The following is a 19,561-nucleotide window of genomic DNA, read 5'->3' on the forward strand; positions in this document are numbered from 1 at the left end:
GTCCTTGACAGGGTGGCAATCTTCCTGTAATTTTATGCAACCCGTTGCGTGTAGAAAAACATTGAACGGAAAGGAGGGAGAATGCTGGTCATTATCCTGTCGGGGTTCATCTTTGCTGTTTTCATCCCGTGGCTTTATCGGCGCTTTGGCGCCCGCAGTGGGTGGTTGTTTGCATTGCTACCCTTAGGCTGGCTGTTCTATTTAGCCGGCCAGGCGCCTCTCGTCTTGGGGCAGGGGCAAGCGATTGAGGAGCATATCCCCTGGGTGCCTTCGTTGGGTGTGGAATTGGCTTTTCGCCTGGATGGGTTGGGGATGCTCTTTGCCCTTCTTGTTACCGGAATTGGGGCGTTGGTCATCATTTATGGGGGCGGATATCTGTCCGGGCACCCTTATCAGGGGCGCTTCTTCCTCCTCATCACTCTGTTCATGGTGGCTATGCTGGGGGTGGTGCTCAGTGATCACCTGCTTCTGCTCTTCGTTTTCTGGGAATTGACCAGCATTACCTCATTCCTCCTGATCGGTTTTGAGCATCAGCGTTACGGTGCACGTGCTGCTGCCTGGCAGGCTCTGTTAGTCACCGCGGGGGGCGGTCTGGCCCTTCTGGCAGGATTGGTGCTTCTCAGCCAGGTGGCGGGGAGCGGGCTGATCAGCGTCATCAATCAGAACGGGGCGGCGATTCGTAGCAGTTCGCTTTACACAGCCGCTTTACTTCTGATCCTGATCGGCGCTTTCACCAAGTCGGCTCAGTTTCCGTTCCATTTCTGGTTGCCCAATGCGATGGTCGCACCTACGCCGGTGAGCGCCTATCTGCACTCGGCAACCATGGTGAAGGCGGGGGTATTCTTGCTGGCCCGGCTGACCCCGGCTCTGGCTGGAACTTCGCTGTGGCAGGCACTGGTGAGTAGTGTGGGTTTTATGACGCTGTTGGTCGGGGCTCTGTTGGCACTGGGGCAACGGGATTTGAAGCGTCTGCTGGCCTACACCACCGTTGGAGCCCTGGGCACGATGACCTTTCTGCTGGGGCTGGGGGGAGATCTGGCTATCAAGGCTGCGGTAGTGTATATTCTGGCCCACGCGTTTTATAAGGGAGCCCTGTTCCTGGTGGCCGGGGCGGTTGATCACAGCACCGGAACCCGAGATATCGAACGATTGGGAAATCTGGCCTCCATTTTGCCTTGGGTTACCCTGGCAGCACTACTGGCCGGGATCTCAATGGCCGGTTTACCGCCGGCGTTGGGGTTCCTGGCTAAGGAACTCTTCTTTGAGAGCCTGATGGAAAGCACCTGGCCGCATTACCTCAGCCTGGGGGGCGCTATCCTTGCTGGGGCCATCACCTTTGTTGTGGCGGCGCTGGTCGCGTTCAAGCCGTTCTGGGGGCGCACGCAGGATGTTCCTCATCCTCCCCACCCGGTTTCAGTTGAATTCTGGCTGGGGCCCGTGATCTTAAGCGGTTTGGGGCTGGTGGTCGGTATTATGCCCGCTCTGGCAACTCCGCTTATTCAGGGCGCCGTCCAGAGCATTCTCCAATCTTCTCTCAAGGTCAAACTGGCGCTCTGGCATGGGATCACGCCGGTATTAGGGTTTAGCCTTCTAACTTTGGGATTAGGTGGACTGGGTTGGGCCTTTTATCGGAGGCTGTGGCAAGGAGGAGAGATCTGGCGCAAATTGGCTCCTTGGGGTCCGGCTCGTTTGTATGAGGTGGGACTTAATGGACTGCGCCGTTTTGCGGCCTGGCAGACGCGCGTTCTGCAGAATGGGTACTTACGTTTTTATGTAATGACCATTGTCCTGACCACAGTCCTGCTGACCGGCTTCACCCTGCTTAGCCGCCTGGCTTGGTTGGGAGTGGGAGGATGGGGCGATATACGCTTTTACGAATTTGTGGTGGTCGTACTTATGATTGCGGCGGCGGTTGTCATCCCGCGCTTGCGCTCGCGCCTGGCAACAGTGGCAACGATGGGCATGATTGGTTATGGCCTGGTGCTGATCTATCTAATATATAGCGCACCTGATCTGGCCATGGTGCAATTTGCGATTGAGACCCTGACGGTCATCCTATTTGTGCTGGCGGTTTATCGCCTGCCTAAATTTACGCGTCTGACCCCCTCACCGACACGCTTTCTTGACCTGCTGGTTGCCATTGGAGGGGGAATGTTAATGACTGCGCTGGTGCTGATCGTAACGGCACGACCGCTTGTACCGCATATCTCTGATTATTTTGCACAAAACAGTCTGCTCCTGGCTAATGGGCGCAACGTGGTAAATGTCATTCTTGTGGATTTCCGTGGGCTGGATACCCTGGGCGAGATCACAGTGCTTGCCCTGGCTGGGATTGGGGTCTATGCTCTGGTGCGTCTGACGCTGGGCCGTTTGATGGTTTACTTCGAAGGATTAGAGGAAGAAGAGGAGGCAGAACATGAGAGGGCGCTCTGAGATCCTGGCTACGGCGGCACGTTACCTGATGCCACTGCTGATTGTTTTTTCTGTTTTCCTCCTTTTGCGAGGTCACAATGAGATTGGGGGGGGCTTTGTGGGTGGTTTGGTGGCTTCGGTGGCGGTTGTGCTCTACATGATCGCGGAAGGGGTACAAGCCGCTCGCGACCTGCTCAAAATTGAACCTCGTCTTTTGATTGCCACGGGGCTTCTGATTGCACTTAGCAGTGCTGTATTTGCCTGGGTGGTCAATCGGCCGTTTATGACCGGCTTATGGTGGAAGTATCCTCTGCCGGTGTTGGGAAAAGTCGGTACTCCCCTGCTTTTTGATGTGGGAGTTTACCTGGCTGTCATGGGAACAACATTGATGATTCTTTTTACGTTAGCGGAGGATTGAGATGACACTGGCTTTAGCCCTTTTGATTGGGGTGCTGTTTACCGTTGCTTTATATCTAATGATGCGCCGCAATCTGGTCAAAGTGCTCATCGGGCTGATTATCCTGAGCAATGCCATCAATCTCTTCATCTTCACATTGGGGCGTCTGGTACGCGGGCGCCCGCCGTTGATTCCAGCAGGAGAAACGGCCCTGCAGCCTCCCTATGCCGATCCCTTACCCCAGGCGCTCATCCTGACTGCGATTGTTATTAGTTTTGGGGTCACAGCATTTGCCGTTGCGCTGATGCGTCAGGCTTATCAGGTTCTGGGTACAAGTGATTTGAACGAATTACGAGATACCGACATTCAGCCGCGCTATCATCCTGATCATTACCATGCCGAAGACGAAGCGGAGGGTCATTAATGGGCGATTATCTGGTGTTGTTTCCCCTCATCGTGCCGCTTTTCTTTGCGATTCTTTCGCTGTTTGCCTGGCGGGCGATTACCTGGCAGCGGGGATTGGCCGTGGTGGGGACTCTGATCCTCTTTTCCAGCGGCATTGCCCTGCTGGATGTTGTTATCCATGAGGGGATTCGCACCGTCCAGATTGGCAATTGGCCGCCTCCCTATGGCATTTCGCTGGTGGTGGATGCATTTAGTGCGTTTATGGTCGTTATTGCGGGAGGATTGGCTTTTCTCATCGCTGTGTTCTCCCTTGGCAGTATGGATGAAGCCCGCTTACGGTACGGGTTTTATCCGCTCTTTTTTGTACTACTGATGGGTGTGTGCGGGGCGTTCATCACTGGCGATATCTTCAACCTCTATGTGTGGTTTGAGGTGATGCTGATGGCCTCGTTCGTGCTGATGGCTCTGGGAGGCGAACGCGCCCAATTAGAAGGGGCGTTGAAATATGTGATATTAAACCTCCTATCCTCGGCTCTGTTTCTCTCGGCTACTGCGGTCCTTTACAGCCTGACCGGTACGCTCAACATGGCGGATTTGTCTATTCGTCTGCGCACCACAATCGCACCTGATCTGGTCACCACGGTTGCGGTCATGTATTTGATCGCATTTAGCATTAAGGCCGCGGTATTCCCCTTGTTCTTCTGGTTGCCGGCCTCGTATCATACCCCACCCGTGACAGTAACGGCGTTGTTTTCGGGTTTGCTGACCAAGGTTGGGGTGTATGCGCTCATCCGGGTTTTTACACTGCTTTTCCTAGCAGATGTGGCCTTCACGCACACTCTTATCCTGGCGTTGGGGGGCTTCACCATGGTAACCGGTGTGTTGGGGGCGGCTGCCCAGTATGATATCCGGCGCTTGCTTTCCTTCCACATCATTAGCCAGATTGGCTACTTACTCATGGGGCTTGGCCTTTTTACCCAGTCGGCTCTAGCCGCAACGCTCTATTTCATGGTCCACGTGATCATTGCCAAGGCTGTTTTATTCCTGATTGCCGAGCTCTTGTATCGCATGGGGGGCTCGTTTGACCTGCGCCATTTGGGTGGGTTTTATCGTGCATACCCCTGGTTGGCTTTGGGTTTTCTGCTGCCGGCTCTTTCGCTGGCGGGTGTTCCACCGCTCTCAGGCTTTTTTGGAAAACTGGCTTTAGTACAGGCGGGTTTGGTGGAGGGACAGTTCGTAATTGTGGGCGTTTCGTTGGCGGTCAGCCTGCTCACGCTGTTTTCAATGACCAAGATTTGGAATGAAGCGTTCTGGAAGCCGGCTTCAAAAGAATTGCGATCCCTGTCTGGTTCGACTGGACAGCGTATGGCGCTGATTCTACCGATTGTCCTGATGGGGCTAATTACGCTGGGTTTGGGGTTGGGGGCGGAGCCGGTTTACGCCCTGGCCCAGCAAGCAGCAGCCCAGTTGTTGGATCCCGGTGCTTATGTGGCGGCGGTCTTTGGAGGGTTGCCATGAACCTGCTCTTGTTGAACGTATTGCTAGCCCTGGCCTGGGCTGCCCTCATGGGGCAATTTGACCTTTCCAATCTGATCTTCGGGTTTGTGTTGGGGTACTTTGCACTGTGGCTGACGGCCCGGCACATTGGTCCCAATTATTTTCGCAAAGTGCCTTTAGCCCTGTTGTTCCTGGGGTTTTATCTACGGGAACTGGTGTTGGCAAACCTGCGAGTGGCGCGAATGATCCTTTCACGGGATCTCAAGCGGCTTTTACGCCCGGCCATTGTGGCGGTGCCTCTGGATTTACACAACCGTTCTGCGGTGGTGTTTCTTGCGAACATGCTTACCCTGACGCCGGGGACCCTTTCTGTGGATGTCTCCAATGATTTGAGAACCCTTTTTCTGCACACACTGGCCCTTGAAAGCCCCGAGATTACACGTCGCGAGATTAAAGAGGGGTATGAACGCCGTATCAAGGAGTTATTTGAGTCATGAGCCTGACACTGGTTGCACTGATTATCCTCTCGGTTTTGACCGCTGGCATGATCTTTACCTTCATCCGTCTGCTGCGCGGCCCCAGTCTTCCAGATCGCATTGTGGCTCTGGACCTGCTGGTGACGCTTCTTATCGGCGTCATTGCCACCTACGCCATTCTCAATGATCAGTCAGCCTTTCTAGATGTGGCAATCATCCTGGCGCTGGTTTCGTTTTTAGGAACGGTGGCCTTTGCCTATTACATTGAGCGGAGGGTGTGATGGCGCGTGAGGTTCTTGTTGATGTGCTAATGGTGGGGGGAGCGGTGTTCATGTTTCTGGCCAGCCTGGGGATTCTACGCATGCCTGACCTCTACACGCGTATGTCAGCCACCTCTAAGGCTGCCACTTTGGGCAGTGGCCTGGTCATGTTGGCCGCTGCCGTTTACTTCAATGAATTCAGCATCACAGTGCGAGTGCTGGCTATCATCGTTTTTCTGCTTCTCACTGTGCCGGTGGCGGCACACATGATTGCCCGCGCCGCCTATTTTGACGGTGTGCCCTTGTGGGAAGGCACGGTGATGGACGAACTGCGCGGGCACTACAGCCGGGTGGATCACCGTTTGGAAAGTGAAGTGGTGCCCTCGACCGAAGCAGTTGTCCCCGAAGGGGAAGAAGGGGATGATTTTACCGCTTGAGGAGCGCTTGATCAGGCACTGAAGAGGACATGCTCTTTGAGAAAGGCTTCTACGGTTTGTAGATAATCGCTCAGCGTTTCGGCTTTTCGAAAACCGTGTCCCTCGCCTGGATAGAGGCGATAAATGCAGGGCACCCCACGACGCCGTAGCGCTTCGACAATGGTTTCAGATTGATTAGGAGGCACAACGCGATCTTCAGCCCCCTGGAAGACGGCCAGCGGGCGTTTTATTTGATCGGCGTAGTAGATGGGGGAACGCTCGCGGTAGGCCTGCGCGGCCTGAGGCAGGGGGCCAACCAGGCCATCCGTGTAGCGGGATTCGAACTTGTGAGTTTCCATGGCCAGCGTGAAAAGGTTGCTTACACCGTACAGGCAAATCCCTGCGCGGTAGCATTCGGGGTAACGGGCCAGGACGTTGAGCACGGTGTACCCTCCGGCACTCCCGCCGCGAATCACCAGGCGCTGGCCATCCGCCAGCCCTTCTTCGTCAAGCCGTTGGGCCAGTGCCACGGCATCCTCGACATCGCTCACGCCCCATTTGCCGTTTAGCGCAGATTGATACGTACGGCCAAAGCCGCTACTTCCTCGGTAATTGAGTTCCACCCAGGCATAACCGCGCGAGGTGAAGTAGGCGATCTCAGGATTGTAACGGACGTAGGCCACTGAGGTTGGGCCTCCGTGAACATTGACAATAGCAGGAGGCCGACCTTCGCCCCGGACTTGCGGATGAGTAGGAGGGTAGTACCATGCGTGCACGGTCAAGCCATCTTCGGCCTGCCAGGTCAGGGGCTGGGGTCGCGCCAGGTAGAAAGGAGGCAGGTGCTCACTGTCGCTGTGGGCTACGATGTGCCATGATTCCCCATCCCAGCGGAGGATGCGATCGGGAGTATCGGGGGCGGAAGCCAGCACAGCAACTTCCTCACGAGAAGGGGAGACCGCAAGTTGTGCCAGCCAGGTGTAGGGGGAGGTCTCTACAAGGTGAGCGTGTCCGCTGGGTACCTCTACCCACCATAAAGTTGCCTGACCGCCATAATTGCGCAGATAGTACACGCGCTGCCCGCCAGGGCTCCACCCCACCGAGCGCATACCCTGAACCCAGGCCGGGTAACGCAGGAGCACCCCCTCGCCTTCGACCAGTACTCGGCGCTGGTGCGTTTCCAGGTCCAGAAGAATTAATTGATCCCAATCTCCTTGATTGGTGATATAAGTCAGAAAGCGCCCGTCTGGCGAGAATTGTGGATGAGTCACGGTCACCTGGCCGTCGCCTGCCAAGATCTCCTCGCGTTTCAATTGGGGAGGGTTGCCTTCCAGAGTGCCGATTTTCAGCCAGGTGGCTTCCCAGGGCATGTTGGGATGATACCATTCCACCCAGGCCAGCATTTGACCACTGGGGTGCCAGGTGGGCTGCATATAAAAATCAGCCCCCTGGATTAGTTTTATTGGCCACAGATTGCCTTTCAAGTCAACCAGGGCGAGAAGATCGGTTTGGTGATCTGTCCACACATAGACAACCCACTGCCCATCGGGGGAGATGGCTGGTGCAGCCGCATACCCAAAAGCAGGGGTAAGGGGTTGTGGAGCCTGATGATGCAGACCACAGCGATAGAGGCGTCCTTGTTTTTCTGCAAAGACAATCTGGTCTTTCCAGGTGGTGAACTCGCCTCCGCCATAGCCCACCCCGCCACGTACCCACTGTTCCGTGGTCAAATCGCGTCTGGCTCCTCCCGGGGTGGTGGTCACCAAAACACCCTGGCCGTTGGGGCGTCCTTCCAGCCAGATCAGGTGCTCTCCATCCCCGCTCCATTGCACATCGTCCAGGCGTAAGCGGTGGGCAAGAAAAGAGCCGGTTACCGGGCTGGGCCATAATCCGAAAGGTAGGATGGGCGATGTTTCGGTCATATTGCCTCCACAAAGAATGGGGAGTTGGGATCAGCTGTCGAAGTAGGGTGAGAAAATCTCCAGTAATCTGGGATAGGGCTGATACCCGTTGATGCGGCCCCGCGGTTCGCCATTTTGAAAGAGAATTACCGTGGGCACGCTAAGAATCTGGTAGCGGAAGGCCAGGTCGGGGTTATCATCTACGTCCACTTTATAGCACTGCACGCGATTACCAAGCATTTTGGCAAGTTTATCCAGTTCGGGCTCCAGGCGTCGGCATGGCCCACACCAGACGGCGCTGAATTCAACTAGCACTGGCAGTGAGGCGTTTAGGACTTTCTCGTCAAAGTCGGCCTCAGAAAGAGGGGGGAACTCACTCATAACGGGTAGACTCCACGCATAAAGAATAAGAGATATTAAGTATAGCGCATTCCTCGGATTGTGCGCAGATTGGATATAATTAGAGCAATTCCTTGTCAATACAATTTTTGATCCTCAAATTTTCGCTCAGGAAGGAGAGAAAAACATGATCGTCACAACCAAGAAATTGTTTGAGGCCGCTTATGGCAAATATGCAATTGGTGCTTACAACATTAATAACCTTGAACAAGCCATGGGACTTTTCCGCGGGAATGTTGAGAGCCAGGCTCCGTTTATTATTCAGATCAGCAAGGGGGCACGGTCTTACACCCACAAGTCCATGTTGGAAGCCATTATTCGCGCCGCTGATGCGCTCTTCCCAGAAGCCGTATTTGCTGTGCACCTGGATCATGGGGATGAAGAAACCTGCTACGATGCGATCAACAGCGGTTTTTACTCCTCGGTGATGATTGATGCCAGCCATGAGGATTTTGAAACCAACGTGGCCATTACCCGCCGTGTAGTGGAAGCCGCACATGCCAAGGGGGTGGTGGTCGAGGCGGAGTTGGGCCAGTTGGGAGGCGTGGAGGAGCATGTGGCCGTGGATGAGGCCGGTGCCAAACTGACCGATCCCGATAAGGCAAAAGAATTTGTGGAGCGCACCGGATGCGATTCCCTGGCCGTGGCCATCGGAACCAGTCATGGGGCGTATAAATTCTCGGGAGCACAAACGTTGCGCCTGGATGTGCTGGCCGAAATTCAGAAACGCTTGCCGGGCTTCCCGCTGGTGCTCCATGGCGCCAGTTCGATCCCTCAGGAGGAGGTGGAGCGGATCAACGCTGCGGGTGGTAACCTCAAGGGCGCCAAGGGTGTGGATGAGAATCTCTTCAAGCGAGCCGCTGAGTTGGGGGTGACCAAAGTTAATATCGACACCGATGGGCGTTTGGTGTGGGTGCGTGTGCATCGCGAATACTTGAAAGAGCATCCCGAGGTGGTGGATTTCCGCCCGATTGGGAAGATCTTCATGGCGGAATACGCGAAAATGATCGCCCATAAGAACGAGAAACTGGGCAGTGCCGGACGGCTACCGGAAATTCGCAAATTGTTGGGTCTGGATTGACCTCCGGGCAAGCCGCAGTATACGCCAAGAATGAGCCATGGCAGGCATTATTGCCTGCCATGGCTCATCGCTATTTTGGGACTAAGGGGCACTTCAGGCCAGGCTAAGCGATTTGAAGGCTTCGACCTGAGAGCGGATGGCGCGTTCGACCGGCAGGCGCTCAATGCTGGAAGCACCGAAGAAGCCAACCACGCCGGGCATGCGCTTGAGAGCCACCCCGACGTTGTCGGGTTCATCGAACGGGCCGCCGTGGCAGATCACCATGATGTCCTTGCGCACTTTGCGCCCGGCCTCGGCCATGCGCATGGTGCGGTCAATGGCTTCATCCAGGCTTAGCGCCACACCAGCCCCAATGCTGCCCGAGGTGGTCAATCCTACGTGGGCTACCAAAATATCCGCACCAACTTCGGCCATGGCTTTGGCCTGGTCTTCGTCAAAAACGTACGGTGAGGTGAAGAGATCCATCTCATGGGCCAGTTTAATCATCGCAATTTCTTTGTCGTAGCCCATGCCGGTAGCCTCCAGGTTGGCGCGGAAGTTGCCGTCAATCAGACCCACGGTGGGGAAGTTCTGCACGCCCGAAAAACCAATTTCCTTCAACTGCTTAAGGAAGACCGGCATCAGGCGGAAGGGATCGGTGCCACAAACGCCGGCCAGGACGGGCGTGTTCTTGACCACCGGGAGCACTTCTGAGGCCATCTCCACGACAATGGCGTTGGCGTCCCCGTAGGGCATCAGGCCAGCCAGCGAACCCCGCCCTGCCATGCGGTAGCGCCCTGAGTTGTAGATGATGATCAGGTCGGCACCTCCCGCCTCGGCAAATTTGGCGGAGATGCCAGTGCCGGCACCGCACCCCACAATGGGGCGCCCCGCTTTGACCTGGGCTTCCAGACGATTCAGAATTTCCTGACGTGTGAATGCCATAAACCACAACCCTCCCTTCTTTGGAATTATTGAGATGATTGTTTGCGCAGCATCTCCAGCAGAGTTTCTGCAACTTTACCGGAGAATTCAGGATCGTTAATGTTGTAATCAAGTTCTAGGTAGGGGATGTCGGGGCGCAGATTGCGTTTGATGGCGTCAAAGCAAGCGCGATCGGCTTCCGGATCCCAGAATGCACCGCCAGGGCTATCCAGCATGGAAACGCCCTTGAGCGGAACTAATACTGCCACCGGCCCTTTGGATTCATTAGCCGCGCGAGCGATCATTTCGCCTATCTTGATGTTTTCCTCCACGTTGGTCCGCAGTAGAGTGACATTGGGGTTCCACTGGTAGAGTTTGCGGTTGCGGTATTTTTCGGGCACGGTGTCCATGCCCCAGAAATTGGCCATATCTACACAGCCGGGCACCAGAACCGTCGGAATGCCGGCGCGTGCTGCTGCCAGGCAGCGCTCCGGCCCAGCACTCAATACGCCGCCGCAGACCTCATCAGCCAGTTCAGTGGTGGTAATATCCAGCGACCCTACGGCGTAACCATCGGTGATCAGGGATTCCATCACCCGTCCACCTGTGCCGGTCGCATGGAAGACTAGAACCTCATATCCCTCTGCTTCCAAGATGCTCTTGGCATGGTTGACAGCAGGGGTGGTATTGCCAAACATGGAAGCCACGATGATGGGCTTGGCCTCGGCCGCTGAAGGTCGCTCCATTTTGACCATTCCGGCGATAGCGCCAGCGGCATTTGCATAGATGACACGGCTGATGCGGTTTAGACCGGCAACGTCTACAATTGAGGGCATGAAGGTAATATCTTTCGTGCCGGCATAGGCCGAGACATCTCCACCTCCGACCGTGGAGACCATGACCTTGGGGACCCCAATGGGCAGTGCACGCATGGCTGTTGTGGCGATGGAGGTGCCACCACTCCCCCCCATGCTGATGATGCCATCCAATTTGCCTTCGTCGTAGAGACGACGCACCACCACTGCCAACCCCTCAGCCATGATGCGCATGGCTTCGTCTTTATGTTCGCCCGTGGCAAGGTAGGCAATGTCGCCTCCACCGGCTTTGGCGACCTCGGCCCGGGTGATGTCAGGCGGGAAGGCGGGTTCGCCCATGACCCCGAAATCAACTACCAGGGTGTTAACACCCTCTCGTTCAATTAATTCTTTCAAATAGGCAAAGTCTGCCCCTTTGGTATCCAGGGCACCGGCAATAACAACGGTTTTGGCCATAAACACCTCCTTCCTGTTTTCTGTTTTTGTGGGTGGGTTACGACGGGCTTTTTGCTAATGCCCGTTGTGTTTGATCGGGTTTAAGGTAACTCACCAGGTGGCAAGATACGGCAATCAGGAAGTTCGCGAAGGGCAATTTCAGGACAATGATAAGAGGTGATTTCGTCTGAAGCAACGTTATCAGGTTTGAGTATTTGGTTAGATCAAACCACTCTCCTTCATTTTCAATGCTTCCTGCAGGTTGGGCGCGGACAACACAGCCCTGCTGCCCTCGAACTAAGATGATAGTGGCCATCTGATGAGGAACAATTCGTTGGATTTCGGCCAAAATACGATCCAGTACCTCATTCAGGTTAAGGGTGCTGTTCAGAGTAGCCGAAATGTCTCTCAAGGCTTCAGCGAAGGCGCGCTGTTCGCGTTCGGCAGCCGTTCGTTCTTGGACGCGAATCTCTAGTTCTTCGCGTGCTTTTCGTAACTCTTCTTCTTTCAATTTGAGTTCGGTAATATCCTCGTACGTTCCCAGAACTCCTACGACATTTCCTTCGGGGTCATGGAGCGGGATTTTGTTAGTGACAACCCAGGTGAGTTGACCGTCCGCATGTGTTTGCGTCTCATAGAGTTGGTAAATAGGAGTGTCGGTTTCCATGACCTGTTGGTCAATTTTGCGATACCATTCCGCTTCTTCACGTGTCCAAGGCAGGTCAAAATCTGTTTTCCCAGACACTTCTTCCGGATCCTCGTAACCGGCATCATTCGCGAAATTGCGATTGCACCATACATAAACAGAATTCCGATCCTTCCAAAATATGGCCTGTGGGATGTTATCCATGATGAGACGTAAAAGTTGGACAGCGGGATGTGCCAATCCATCCTGCCAATCAATGTCTTGCATCATCAATCCCAAAGCCACAGGGTCAATGGATGAATGGGGTCTACCAGAGCGTCGTTCAAGGATTGCCTTGCGTGCCATCGCCTTGGCCTCCTGCTCTTTTTTACGCTGGACAAGGGGGTTAGGGGTGAACGAGTAAGATAACTTCCTTAGGGTCGCTCCTCTAATTCGCCTTTCGCCCTCCTTTTATGATTATAGGCAAATTCTAAGCCGGTTCAATTCAAATTCATTATGCGCTACAATTTTCACACGATCATCTTTCTGTAGATCGCTTTGTCCCATGCTATAATCATCCCAAGGGAGTCCCTCTTATGCTAGAGCCAGGTATTTTGAGCAACCTTGTCCTGATTCTGACCGGCTTTGCAGCGGCGTTTGTGGCCGCTCTCTGGCTCAGCCTGATTTTTTGGACCTACCGCGATATTCGCCAACGCACGCGTGATCCCCTGGTGCACATTCTGGCAACGTTGGTGGCGGCGGTTCTATTTCTGCCGGGCGTGCTGATTTACCTGATTTTGCGTCCCACCCGTACTCTGGAAGAGGAGTATCAGCGCAGTCTGGAGGAAGAGGCTCTGCTCCAAACCCTCGAAGAGGTTCCCCAGTGCCCGGGGTGCGGGCGCAAAGTGGCTGCCGATTGGTTGGTCTGCCCGAGTTGCTATACCCGTCTGCGCAAACGGTGCCACCAGTGTGGGCGCCTGATGGAATTGGCCTGGAACATCTGCCCCTATTGCGGGACAGCGGTTCCCGGCGCGCGCCGGGAGAACATAACCCTGGACGAGGCTTTGCAGACCTCAATGGCGAGTGATGAGGCCTCCTCGATTGAGTCGTCCCTTTAGAACCTTCTTTTCATTATAATCGTTATAATTACCGCCATGCGTTATACCCTTTTTGTTCAACCCGTTGATTATCTGGTTATTGGGCACGTGACCCAGGATCTCAGCCCGGCAGGGCCGGTTTTGGGTGGAACGGCGGCTTATGCCGCGCTTACCGCACGGGCAATGGGCCTGCGTGTAGGGGTGGTAACGGCTTGCCATCCGGAGACTGATCTAAGCCCCCTGAGTGAGGTTCAGGTATTGGCCTGGCCTGCGGACTACACGACGACGTTTGAGAACCTCTCGCTCCCGGAGGGGCGGGTGCAATATTTGCATCGTGTAGCGGCACCGTTGCAATTGAACATGATCCCGGAGGCTTGGCGTAAGGCCCCTATTGTGCACCTGGCACCGGTCGCGCAGGAGGTAGATCCCAAGCTGGTGCGCGCATTTCCCGATTCGTTCGTTGGGTTGACTCCTCAGGGCTGGTTGCGGGGTTGGGATGCTCAAGGCCGGGTGCATTTCACCGAATGGCCTGAGGCTCGTTATGTGCTTGAGGCAGCCAATGCCGCCGTGCTGAGCGTGGAGGATGTGGGTGGGAACGAGGCCATCATTGAGGAGATGCTGGCTTCCATCCGCGTTCTGGTGGTGACCGAAGGGGCGGCAGGTGCGCGCCTGTACTGGAACGGGGATCTGCGGTATTTCCGCCCTCCCGCAGTGCAAGAAGTGGATGCCACCGGCGCTGGAGATGTGTTTGCAGCAGCGTTTTTCATCCGCCTGCACCAGACCCGTGATCCCTGGGAGGCGGCACGGTACGCTACTCAACTGGCGGCCATTTCGGTGACGCGGCCGGGATTGGCGGGGGTGCCCACAGCGGCCGAAGCCCGGGAAAAACTGGTCGAAATTATTCCCTGAGTCGGGGTGGTTGAAAGATGGGTCGAATTTATACGTTTGTTAATCAGAAAGGTGGGGTGGGTAAAACAACCTCTGCAATTTCCCTGGGGGCTTACCTGGGTTACTACGGGCAGCGTGTCTTGCTGGTGGATCTGGACCCACAAGCCAATGCTACTTCATCGCTTGGGATTGATAAACGTTCCGTGCGCAGTGGCACTTATGAAGTGCTGTTGGGACTCCAGCCAGCCGGGGCAAACATCCTGCACAATCCGCGCTTTAAGCTCTCAATATTACCCTCTTCACCAGCGCTGGCTGGGGCTGAGGTTGAATTGATCGAAGTCAACAAACGCGAGCACCGATTGAGCCAGGCTTTACAGCCTCTGGTGGAGCGTTATGATTACATTCTGATTGACTGTCCGCCCTCCCTGGGGCTACTCACTGTGAATGGAATTGTAGCGGCACGGGATGGCGTGATTATCCCGGTACAATGTGAATACCTTGCACTGGAGGGACTGGGGCAATTGATGCAAACCATCCAGCGTGTGCGCGCTTCAATTTTTCCTGATTTGAGTGTGCGCGGGGTTATCCTCACCATGTTTGATGGACGCACCCGCTTGGCATTAGATGTGGTCAATGAAGTGCGACGCTTTTTCCCCACCCAGGTTTTTCAGACCCTCATTCCACGCAGTATTCGTCTGGCCGAGGCCCCTTCCTACGGAATGCCCATTTCGGTCTATGCACCCGATTCCACGGCTGCCAGGGCGTATGCGGCACTGGCACGGGAATTGCTCCAGGGAGATGGGATCACAATTCCGATTTTTGAGACGCAACAAGGAGCAGCATGACGCGTAAGGGCGGCTTGGGCAAAGGGTTGGAAGCACTCATCCCCGGCGGACCAGGGACGTCCCCCGAGGGTGGCATCCTGTATGTGCCGATTGATCAAATTGTGCCTAATCCGCTTCAGCCCCGTGGTAGCCTGGATGCTGAGGGACTGGATGAATTGGCGGCCTCGATTCGCGAGCATGGGGTTTTACAACCGCTTCTGGTTAGCCCGGAGGGGGAAGGACGGTATGTGCTGATTGCCGGGGAACGGCGCTGGCGTGCTGCACGCCAGGCGGGTTTAGAAATGGTACCAGTGCTGATTCGACCAGCCAGTGACGTGCAACGTCTGGCATTGGCGCTTATTGAAAATCTGCAGCGCGCTGATCTCACCCCTTTGGAAATGGCCGAGGCCTACCATCAGTTGCACGAGTATTTTGGTCTCTCGCATGAGGAGATTGCGCGCCAGGTGGGGAAGAGCCGTGTTGCTGTGACCAACACCTTGCGTTTGCTCAAATTACCGCCTCCGGTGCGCGAAGCGCTGGCGGCGGGAAAGATCAGTGAAGGACATGCGCGGGCACTTTTGGGCCTGCCAACCGCGCAGGCGCAGGTGGCGGTTTTGAGAGTTGTACTTGGTCAAAACCTTAGCGTTCGCCAAACTGAGATGCTGGTGCAGCGCTATCAGGGGCAGCGCCCGGTTGCTAAGGAACGGAGCCCATCGCCACCGGAGGTACGCGAACTGGAAGCCCGTCTGGAAGAACGCCTTGGCACGCGCGTGATGCTGCGCCGGGGTCGGAAAGGGGGTAGCCTGGTGATCCGCTTTTACTCGGATGAAGAGTTGGAAACTTTGCTGAAAGTACTTTTGGGTTGAGAGAGGAGACGGTGCTGATTCTACACAACGCCCGCATCTACACATTGGATCCTCAGCAGCCAATCGCGACGGCGCTGGCTATCGAGCAGGATCGTATTATTGCAGTTGGTGAGACCCCTGATATCATGGCGTTAGCGCGTTCTGGATCCGTCATTCAGGACATGGCAGGAAAGGTCATCTTGCCGGGGTTGGTAGATGCTCACATTCACCTGCAGCATTTTGCCCTCAACCTTCAGCGAGTAGATTGTGAAACACCTACGCGGGCAGAGTGTTTGCGGCGGGTGGCAGAACGTGTCGCCCAAACGCCGCCAGGCCAATGGATTCTGGGGCATGGCTGGAACCAAAACGAATGGCCTGAGGGCTTTGGCTCTGCGCAAGATCTGGATGCGCTGACCTCAGCTCACCCAATTTTTCTTACGGCCAAATCACTGCACGCGGCCTGGGTGAATTCCACCGCCTTACATCTGGCTGGGATTGATGCTCATACACCTGATCCCCCGGATGGTCGGATCCAACGCGATGCGCGCGGTCAGCCAACCGGCATTCTTTTTGAAGCGGCAGTGGAGTTGGTGCAACGCTGTATCCCCCAGCCAGGGGTTCAGGAGGTGGCACAGGCGATCCAACAGGCTCAATCTACCTTGTGGCGTATGGGCTTAACCGGGGTGCATGATTTCGATCAGCGCACGTGTTTCCTGGCCTTGCAAGCCCTGCGCCGCGAAGGTCGTCTCATGCTTCGGGTGCTCAAAAGCATTCCTGCTGAGTTGTTGGACGAAGCAATTGCTCTGGGGCTGGGCAGTGACTTCGGAGATGCCTGGTTGCGTATTGGCGGAGTGAAATTGTTTTCGGATGGCGCGCTGGGGCCCCAAACCGCCGCCATGTTTGAGCCGTATCTGGGACGCGAAGACCGGGGGGTGCTCTTCCTGGATGCGGATCAAATTTATGAGATGGGATGCAAGGCGGGTGAGGTGGGATTGAGCCTGGCCATCCATGCCATCGGGGATCGCGCGAATGCGGAGGTGCTGACAGGGCTGGAACGCTTACGAGCCTGGGAAACCTCTTTGGGTAAGCCTCACCTGCGTCATCGAATTGAGCATGTTCAACTTCTGCGCCACCAGGATTTAGGGCGCCTCGCGCAGGCGGAAATCATTGCCTCTGTTCAACCCATTCATGCCACATCGGATATGTACATGGCCGATCGCCACTGGGGGGAACGAGCCCGTTATGCTTATGCATATCAATCGCTGTTAGCCCACGGAACTCGTCTGGCGTTTGGTTCAGATGCGCCTGTGGAGTCCCCTAACCCATTCTGGGGCATTCATGCTGCCGTGACGCGGCAGCGCCCGGATGGCCAGCCGGGGCCGGAAGGGTGGTACCCTCAGGAACGGCTCACCCTACAGCAGGCACTAGAAGGCTACACCCTTGGCCCGGCTTATGCAGCGGGTTTAGAGTGTTGTCTAGGGCGCTTACGTGAGGGCTATTATGCTGACCTCATCGTCCTGGAAGAGGATCCGTGGAAGATGCTGGCTGACTTGCTCTATCAACTTCAGCCATGGGCTACCATGGTGGGAGGAAAGTGGGTATGGATCGAGGGGGAAACCGCGTGAATGTAGCGCCTACGCCGCTTACACCGGAAATCCTGGTCCCCCGTTTGGGGGATTACCTGGTTGAACGGGGATTTCTCTCTCCCGAAGACCTGGAGGCGGTGCTTAACTATCAGGCTGTTTTGCGTGAGCAGGGGCAGGAGGTGCCACTGTTGGGGCAGCTCCTGGTCCGGCTGGGCAAAATCAGCCAAAGCCTGTTGGATCATGCGATCACGGAGTATGTGCTTCAATTGCGCACGGCCCTGGAGGAGAGCAACCAGCAGCTAGAGCAACGGGTGCAGCAACGTACGGCGGAACTGGAGCGGGCGCTACAAAAACTGTCCGAACTTAACCAGTTAAAAGCTAATTTTGTGGCCAACATCTCACATGAACTGCGCACTCCCTTAACTCATTTGAAGGGATATCACGAGCTCTTGATGTCGGGGGATTTAGGCGCACTGAACGAGACGCAACTGCATGCCTTGCGCACCATGCAAAGAGCCATTGAGCGTTTGGAGCGTCTAATTGAAGATTTGATCCTCTTCTCCACTACCGAACGGGGCAATCTGCCGGTTACGATTCAGCCGATTGATTTATGTGTGCTATGTCGCAATCTGGTCGAACAGGTTTCCCCGCGAGCCCGTGATCAACGTTTATACCTAGAACTGCGTTGCCCGATAGAAAGTGAGCTGTTTGTATATGGGGACTGGGAAAAAATTGGCTGGGTGATTCATCAGTTATTAGATAACGCGATCAAATTTACCCCGGCGGGAGGGCAAATCGTCCTTGCGATAGATCTCATGAACGAGCACGTAGAAGTGAGTGTGACCGATACGGGCATCGGCATTCCGGCAAATCGTATCCAAGAACTATTTGAACCCTTTCACCAGTTGGATGGTTCTTCCAAGCGTCGTTACGGAGGTACGGGCTTGGGGCTTTCGCTGGCACAGAAGATCATTGAGGCCCATAACTCGGTGATTTCAGTGACCTCGGAATTGGGGCGCGGCAGCCGTTTTTCCTTCTTGCTGCGGCGCGTTCTCCCTCAGGATAGACCGGAATGGGGTGGGCATGCCAACCAGTGAGTCATCCTCCTCATGGCTTCCCATTGAGGTCATTTTCACCCTTAGCCGTCTGTTTTGGCAGGCTTCTTCCTGGCGCCAGGCGATGGATGAGGTAATCCAGGTCGTGCGCCCTCATTTTGTGTTCGATAATCTGGTGGTGTATGGGCTGGATCCCGATACCCTTAACCTGGAGGTCGGTTATGCGCGAGCGACCGGGCGCGGGAAATCCGCTGAGGCCGATGTGGCCTGGGGAGAGGCGTTGAGCAATCAGGTCGTGGAACAGCGGCGGCTGATGCTTCAGGAACCGCCGCAGACGGAAGAAGATCGGCTACAGCGGCCCTATATGTTAGGAATTCCGCTCCAGATGGGGGAGACCCTGTTGGGAGCGATGATTTTTATCCGCTTTGGGGGGCCGCCTTTTGATCCGGAAACTTTCCCTTTTGTGGAATTTCTGAGCCAGCAACTTGCCCAGGCCATTTTGCGGGAGCGACTGGCTCATGAGGTCTCACGGTTAGAAGTCCAGTACAGCGGACTGCAAGCACAAGAAGATTTCATTTCAGCCCTATCTCACGAATTCCGTACTCCGTTGGGATTTATCAAAGGTTATACCACCACCTTGCTTCGCCCAGACACTCATTGGGATGCAGCCACACAGCGCGAGTTTCTGAACATTATTGACCAGGAAACCGACCGCATGCAGGAATTAATTGATAACCTGCTAGATTCAGCGCGATTACAGACCGGGCGAATTAAGATGAATTTTCAGCCGGTGCGACTGGACTCCTTACTCAATGATGTGGTTGCGCGCATGCAATTGCGTCATCCCGAGTTGGAAGTAAACCTTCAACTTGATCAGCCACTCAACCCTTTGCTAGCCGATCCCCAACGTCTGGCGCAAGTATTTGAAAACCTGCTCTCCAACGCAGTGAAATATGCACCGAATTCTCCGGTTTCCATTACAATAGCCCCAGATGCCGAGGGTGTCCATTTGATGTTTGCGGACCGTGGTCCCGGCATTCCAGAGAAATATCGTCAGAAGATTTTTGAGCGATTCTTCCGCGTGCCGGATGTTCAACCCTCCATTCATGGGACCGGACTGGGACTGTTTATTTGCAAGCAGATTATTCAGGCGCATCAGGGCCAGATTTGGGTGGAATCGCAACTGGGACAGGGGACAACCTTTCACATCCGTTTGCCCTGGAAACCTTGAGAAAGGAGGGCGGCGT

General features: G+C 55.2%; 20 protein-coding genes. 15 read left to right on the plus strand and 5 right to left on the minus strand.

What is annotated here, in order from left to right; genetic code table 11:
- Window positions 1–81 precede the first annotated feature (81 nt).
- From SE15_RS02230 to mnhG, 7 genes are read left to right on the plus strand one after another with little or no spacing between them, the layout of a single operon-like run.
- On the plus strand, window positions 82–2,433 hold the full coding sequence (locus tag SE15_RS02230; protein WP_054520469.1) for a putative monovalent cation/H+ antiporter subunit A: 2,352 nt from the start codon (window positions 82–84) through the stop codon (window positions 2,431–2,433).
- Window positions 2,417–2,830, plus strand: a complete 414-nt coding sequence (locus SE15_RS02235) for a Na+/H+ antiporter subunit B (protein ID WP_054520470.1) — start codon at window positions 2,417–2,419, stop codon at window positions 2,828–2,830. The genes SE15_RS02230 and SE15_RS02235 overlap by 17 nt, the downstream gene beginning before the upstream one ends.
- Before the next feature lies 1 nt (window position 2,831).
- Window positions 2,832–3,233: a Na+/H+ antiporter subunit C gene (locus SE15_RS02240; protein WP_054520471.1), complete on the plus strand. Its 402-nt coding sequence runs from the start codon at window positions 2,832–2,834 to the stop codon at window positions 3,231–3,233.
- Window positions 3,233–4,732, plus strand: coding sequence for a Na+/H+ antiporter subunit D (locus SE15_RS02245; protein ID WP_054520472.1), 1,500 nt, complete (start codon window positions 3,233–3,235; stop codon window positions 4,730–4,732). Before SE15_RS02240 ends, SE15_RS02245 begins: the two co-directional genes overlap by 1 nt.
- A complete protein-coding gene (locus SE15_RS02250; protein WP_054520473.1) occupies window positions 4,729–5,208 on the plus strand; it encodes a Na+/H+ antiporter subunit E in 480 nt (159 codons plus the stop codon). Before SE15_RS02245 ends, SE15_RS02250 begins: the two co-directional genes overlap by 4 nt.
- Window positions 5,205–5,468 (plus strand): monovalent cation/H+ antiporter complex subunit F, encoded by a 264-nt coding sequence (locus SE15_RS02255; RefSeq protein WP_054520474.1) that lies wholly within the window; start codon window positions 5,205–5,207, stop codon window positions 5,466–5,468. Before SE15_RS02250 ends, SE15_RS02255 begins: the two co-directional genes overlap by 4 nt.
- Entirely contained in the window at window positions 5,468–5,884 is a 417-nt protein-coding gene (mnhG, locus tag SE15_RS02260) for a monovalent cation/H(+) antiporter subunit G (RefSeq protein ID WP_054520475.1), read from the plus strand. The genes SE15_RS02255 and mnhG overlap by 1 nt, the downstream gene beginning before the upstream one ends.
- 11 nt (window positions 5,885–5,895) lie before the next feature.
- Here the strand turns inward: mnhG and SE15_RS02265 are convergent, their stop codons facing one another.
- Window positions 5,896–7,782, minus strand: coding sequence for a S9 family peptidase (locus SE15_RS02265; protein ID WP_054520476.1), 1,887 nt, complete (start codon window positions 7,780–7,782; stop codon window positions 5,896–5,898).
- Window positions 7,783–7,812: 30 nt separating this feature from the next.
- Window positions 7,813–8,142: a thioredoxin family protein gene (locus SE15_RS02270; RefSeq protein ID WP_054520477.1), complete on the minus strand. Its 330-nt coding sequence runs from the start codon at window positions 8,140–8,142 to the stop codon at window positions 7,813–7,815.
- 145 nt (window positions 8,143–8,287) lie between these two features.
- Between SE15_RS02270 and SE15_RS02275 the strand changes: the two genes are divergently transcribed.
- Window positions 8,288–9,241 carry a class II fructose-bisphosphate aldolase gene (locus SE15_RS02275; protein WP_054520478.1) on the plus strand — a complete coding sequence of 318 codons (954 nt, stop codon included), beginning with the start codon at window positions 8,288–8,290 and terminating at the stop codon, window positions 9,239–9,241.
- 93 nt (window positions 9,242–9,334) lie between these two features.
- On the opposite strand, the gene SE15_RS02280 is transcribed toward SE15_RS02275, so the two are convergent.
- Genes SE15_RS02280 through SE15_RS02290 form a run of 3 tightly spaced genes read right to left on the minus strand, consistent with a single transcriptional unit; the run spans window position 9,335 to window position 12,385 of the window.
- The gene (locus SE15_RS02280; RefSeq protein ID WP_054520479.1) at window positions 9,335–10,165 is read right to left on the minus strand and encodes a phosphoenolpyruvate hydrolase family protein; all 831 of its coding nucleotides are present in this window, start codon (window positions 10,163–10,165) and stop codon (window positions 9,335–9,337) included.
- Between the two features lie 26 nt (window positions 10,166–10,191).
- The gene (locus SE15_RS02285) at window positions 10,192–11,415 is read right to left on the minus strand and encodes a Tm-1-like ATP-binding domain-containing protein (RefSeq protein ID WP_054520480.1); all 1,224 of its coding nucleotides are present in this window, start codon (window positions 11,413–11,415) and stop codon (window positions 10,192–10,194) included.
- 37 nt (window positions 11,416–11,452) lie between these two features.
- Window positions 11,453–12,385 (minus strand): PAS domain-containing protein, encoded by a 933-nt coding sequence (locus SE15_RS02290; RefSeq protein ID WP_054520481.1) that lies wholly within the window; start codon window positions 12,383–12,385, stop codon window positions 11,453–11,455.
- A 230-nt stretch (window positions 12,386–12,615) separates the two neighbouring features.
- On the opposite strand from SE15_RS02290, the gene SE15_RS02295 reads away from it, so the two are divergent.
- The 7 genes from SE15_RS02295 to SE15_RS02325 are packed head-to-tail and all read left to right on the plus strand — an operon-like array spanning window position 12,616 to window position 19,545.
- The gene (locus SE15_RS02295; protein ID WP_054520482.1) at window positions 12,616–13,137 is read left to right on the plus strand and encodes a zinc ribbon domain-containing protein; all 522 of its coding nucleotides are present in this window, start codon (window positions 12,616–12,618) and stop codon (window positions 13,135–13,137) included.
- 36 nt (window positions 13,138–13,173) lie between these two features.
- Window positions 13,174–14,025 (plus strand): PfkB family carbohydrate kinase, encoded by an 852-nt coding sequence (locus SE15_RS02300; RefSeq protein WP_054520483.1) that lies wholly within the window; start codon window positions 13,174–13,176, stop codon window positions 14,023–14,025.
- A gap of 17 nt (window positions 14,026–14,042) precedes the next feature.
- Window positions 14,043–14,849 carry a ParA family protein gene (locus tag SE15_RS02305; RefSeq protein WP_054520484.1) on the plus strand — a complete coding sequence of 269 codons (807 nt, stop codon included), beginning with the start codon at window positions 14,043–14,045 and terminating at the stop codon, window positions 14,847–14,849.
- Window positions 14,846–15,694, plus strand: a complete 849-nt coding sequence (locus SE15_RS02310; RefSeq protein WP_054520485.1) for a ParB/RepB/Spo0J family partition protein — start codon at window positions 14,846–14,848, stop codon at window positions 15,692–15,694. Before SE15_RS02305 ends, SE15_RS02310 begins: the two co-directional genes overlap by 4 nt.
- A gap of 11 nt (window positions 15,695–15,705) precedes the next feature.
- Window positions 15,706–17,298, plus strand: coding sequence for an amidohydrolase (locus tag SE15_RS02315; RefSeq protein ID WP_083461643.1), 1,593 nt, complete (start codon window positions 15,706–15,708; stop codon window positions 17,296–17,298).
- On the plus strand, window positions 17,274–18,356 hold the full coding sequence (locus SE15_RS02320) for a sensor histidine kinase (protein WP_054520487.1): 1,083 nt from the start codon (window positions 17,274–17,276) through the stop codon (window positions 18,354–18,356). The genes SE15_RS02315 and SE15_RS02320 overlap by 25 nt, the downstream gene beginning before the upstream one ends.
- Window positions 18,343–19,545 (plus strand): sensor histidine kinase, encoded by a 1,203-nt coding sequence (locus SE15_RS02325; RefSeq protein ID WP_054520488.1) that lies wholly within the window; start codon window positions 18,343–18,345, stop codon window positions 19,543–19,545. Before SE15_RS02320 ends, SE15_RS02325 begins: the two co-directional genes overlap by 14 nt.
- Window positions 19,546–19,561 lie beyond the last annotated feature (16 nt).

The sequence above is a fragment of the Thermanaerothrix daxensis genome (assembly GCF_001306145.1).
Lineage (GTDB): Bacteria > Chloroflexota > Anaerolineae > Anaerolineales > Anaerolineaceae > Thermanaerothrix > Thermanaerothrix daxensis.

Excerpts from the sequence above, each read along its gene's own strand:
- SE15_RS02250 (WP_054520473.1), top strand. The coding sequence starts at position 4,729 with ATGAACCTGCTCTTGTTGAACGTATTGCTAGCCCTGGCCTGGGCTGCC.
- SE15_RS02285 (WP_054520480.1), bottom strand. The coding sequence starts at position 11,415 with ATGGCCAAAACCGTTGTTATTGCCGGTGCCCTGGATACCAAAGGGGCA.
- SE15_RS02280 (WP_054520479.1), bottom strand. The coding sequence starts at position 10,165 with ATGGCATTCACACGTCAGGAAATTCTGAATCGTCTGGAAGCCCAGGTC.
- SE15_RS02275 (WP_054520478.1), top strand. The coding sequence starts at position 8,288 with ATGATCGTCACAACCAAGAAATTGTTTGAGGCCGCTTATGGCAAATAT.
- SE15_RS02230 (WP_054520469.1), top strand. The coding sequence starts at position 82 with ATGCTGGTCATTATCCTGTCGGGGTTCATCTTTGCTGTTTTCATCCCG.
- SE15_RS02300 (WP_054520483.1), top strand. The coding sequence starts at position 13,174 with ATGCGTTATACCCTTTTTGTTCAACCCGTTGATTATCTGGTTATTGGG.
- SE15_RS02320 (WP_054520487.1), top strand. The coding sequence starts at position 17,274 with ATGGATCGAGGGGGAAACCGCGTGAATGTAGCGCCTACGCCGCTTACA.
- SE15_RS02245 (WP_054520472.1), top strand. The coding sequence starts at position 3,233 with ATGGGCGATTATCTGGTGTTGTTTCCCCTCATCGTGCCGCTTTTCTTT.
- mnhG (WP_054520475.1), top strand. The coding sequence starts at position 5,468 with ATGGCGCGTGAGGTTCTTGTTGATGTGCTAATGGTGGGGGGAGCGGTG.
- SE15_RS02270 (WP_054520477.1), bottom strand. The coding sequence starts at position 8,142 with ATGAGTGAGTTCCCCCCTCTTTCTGAGGCCGACTTTGACGAGAAAGTC.
- SE15_RS02290 (WP_054520481.1), bottom strand. The coding sequence starts at position 12,385 with ATGGCACGCAAGGCAATCCTTGAACGACGCTCTGGTAGACCCCATTCA.
- SE15_RS02295 (WP_054520482.1), top strand. The coding sequence starts at position 12,616 with ATGCTAGAGCCAGGTATTTTGAGCAACCTTGTCCTGATTCTGACCGGC.
- SE15_RS02235 (WP_054520470.1), top strand. The coding sequence starts at position 2,417 with ATGAGAGGGCGCTCTGAGATCCTGGCTACGGCGGCACGTTACCTGATG.
- SE15_RS02265 (WP_054520476.1), bottom strand. The coding sequence starts at position 7,782 with ATGACCGAAACATCGCCCATCCTACCTTTCGGATTATGGCCCAGCCCG.
- SE15_RS02255 (WP_054520474.1), top strand. The coding sequence starts at position 5,205 with ATGAGCCTGACACTGGTTGCACTGATTATCCTCTCGGTTTTGACCGCT.
- SE15_RS02325 (WP_054520488.1), top strand. The coding sequence starts at position 18,343 with ATGCCAACCAGTGAGTCATCCTCCTCATGGCTTCCCATTGAGGTCATT.
- SE15_RS02305 (WP_054520484.1), top strand. The coding sequence starts at position 14,043 with ATGGGTCGAATTTATACGTTTGTTAATCAGAAAGGTGGGGTGGGTAAA.
- SE15_RS02310 (WP_054520485.1), top strand. The coding sequence starts at position 14,846 with ATGACGCGTAAGGGCGGCTTGGGCAAAGGGTTGGAAGCACTCATCCCC.
- SE15_RS02240 (WP_054520471.1), top strand. The coding sequence starts at position 2,832 with ATGACACTGGCTTTAGCCCTTTTGATTGGGGTGCTGTTTACCGTTGCT.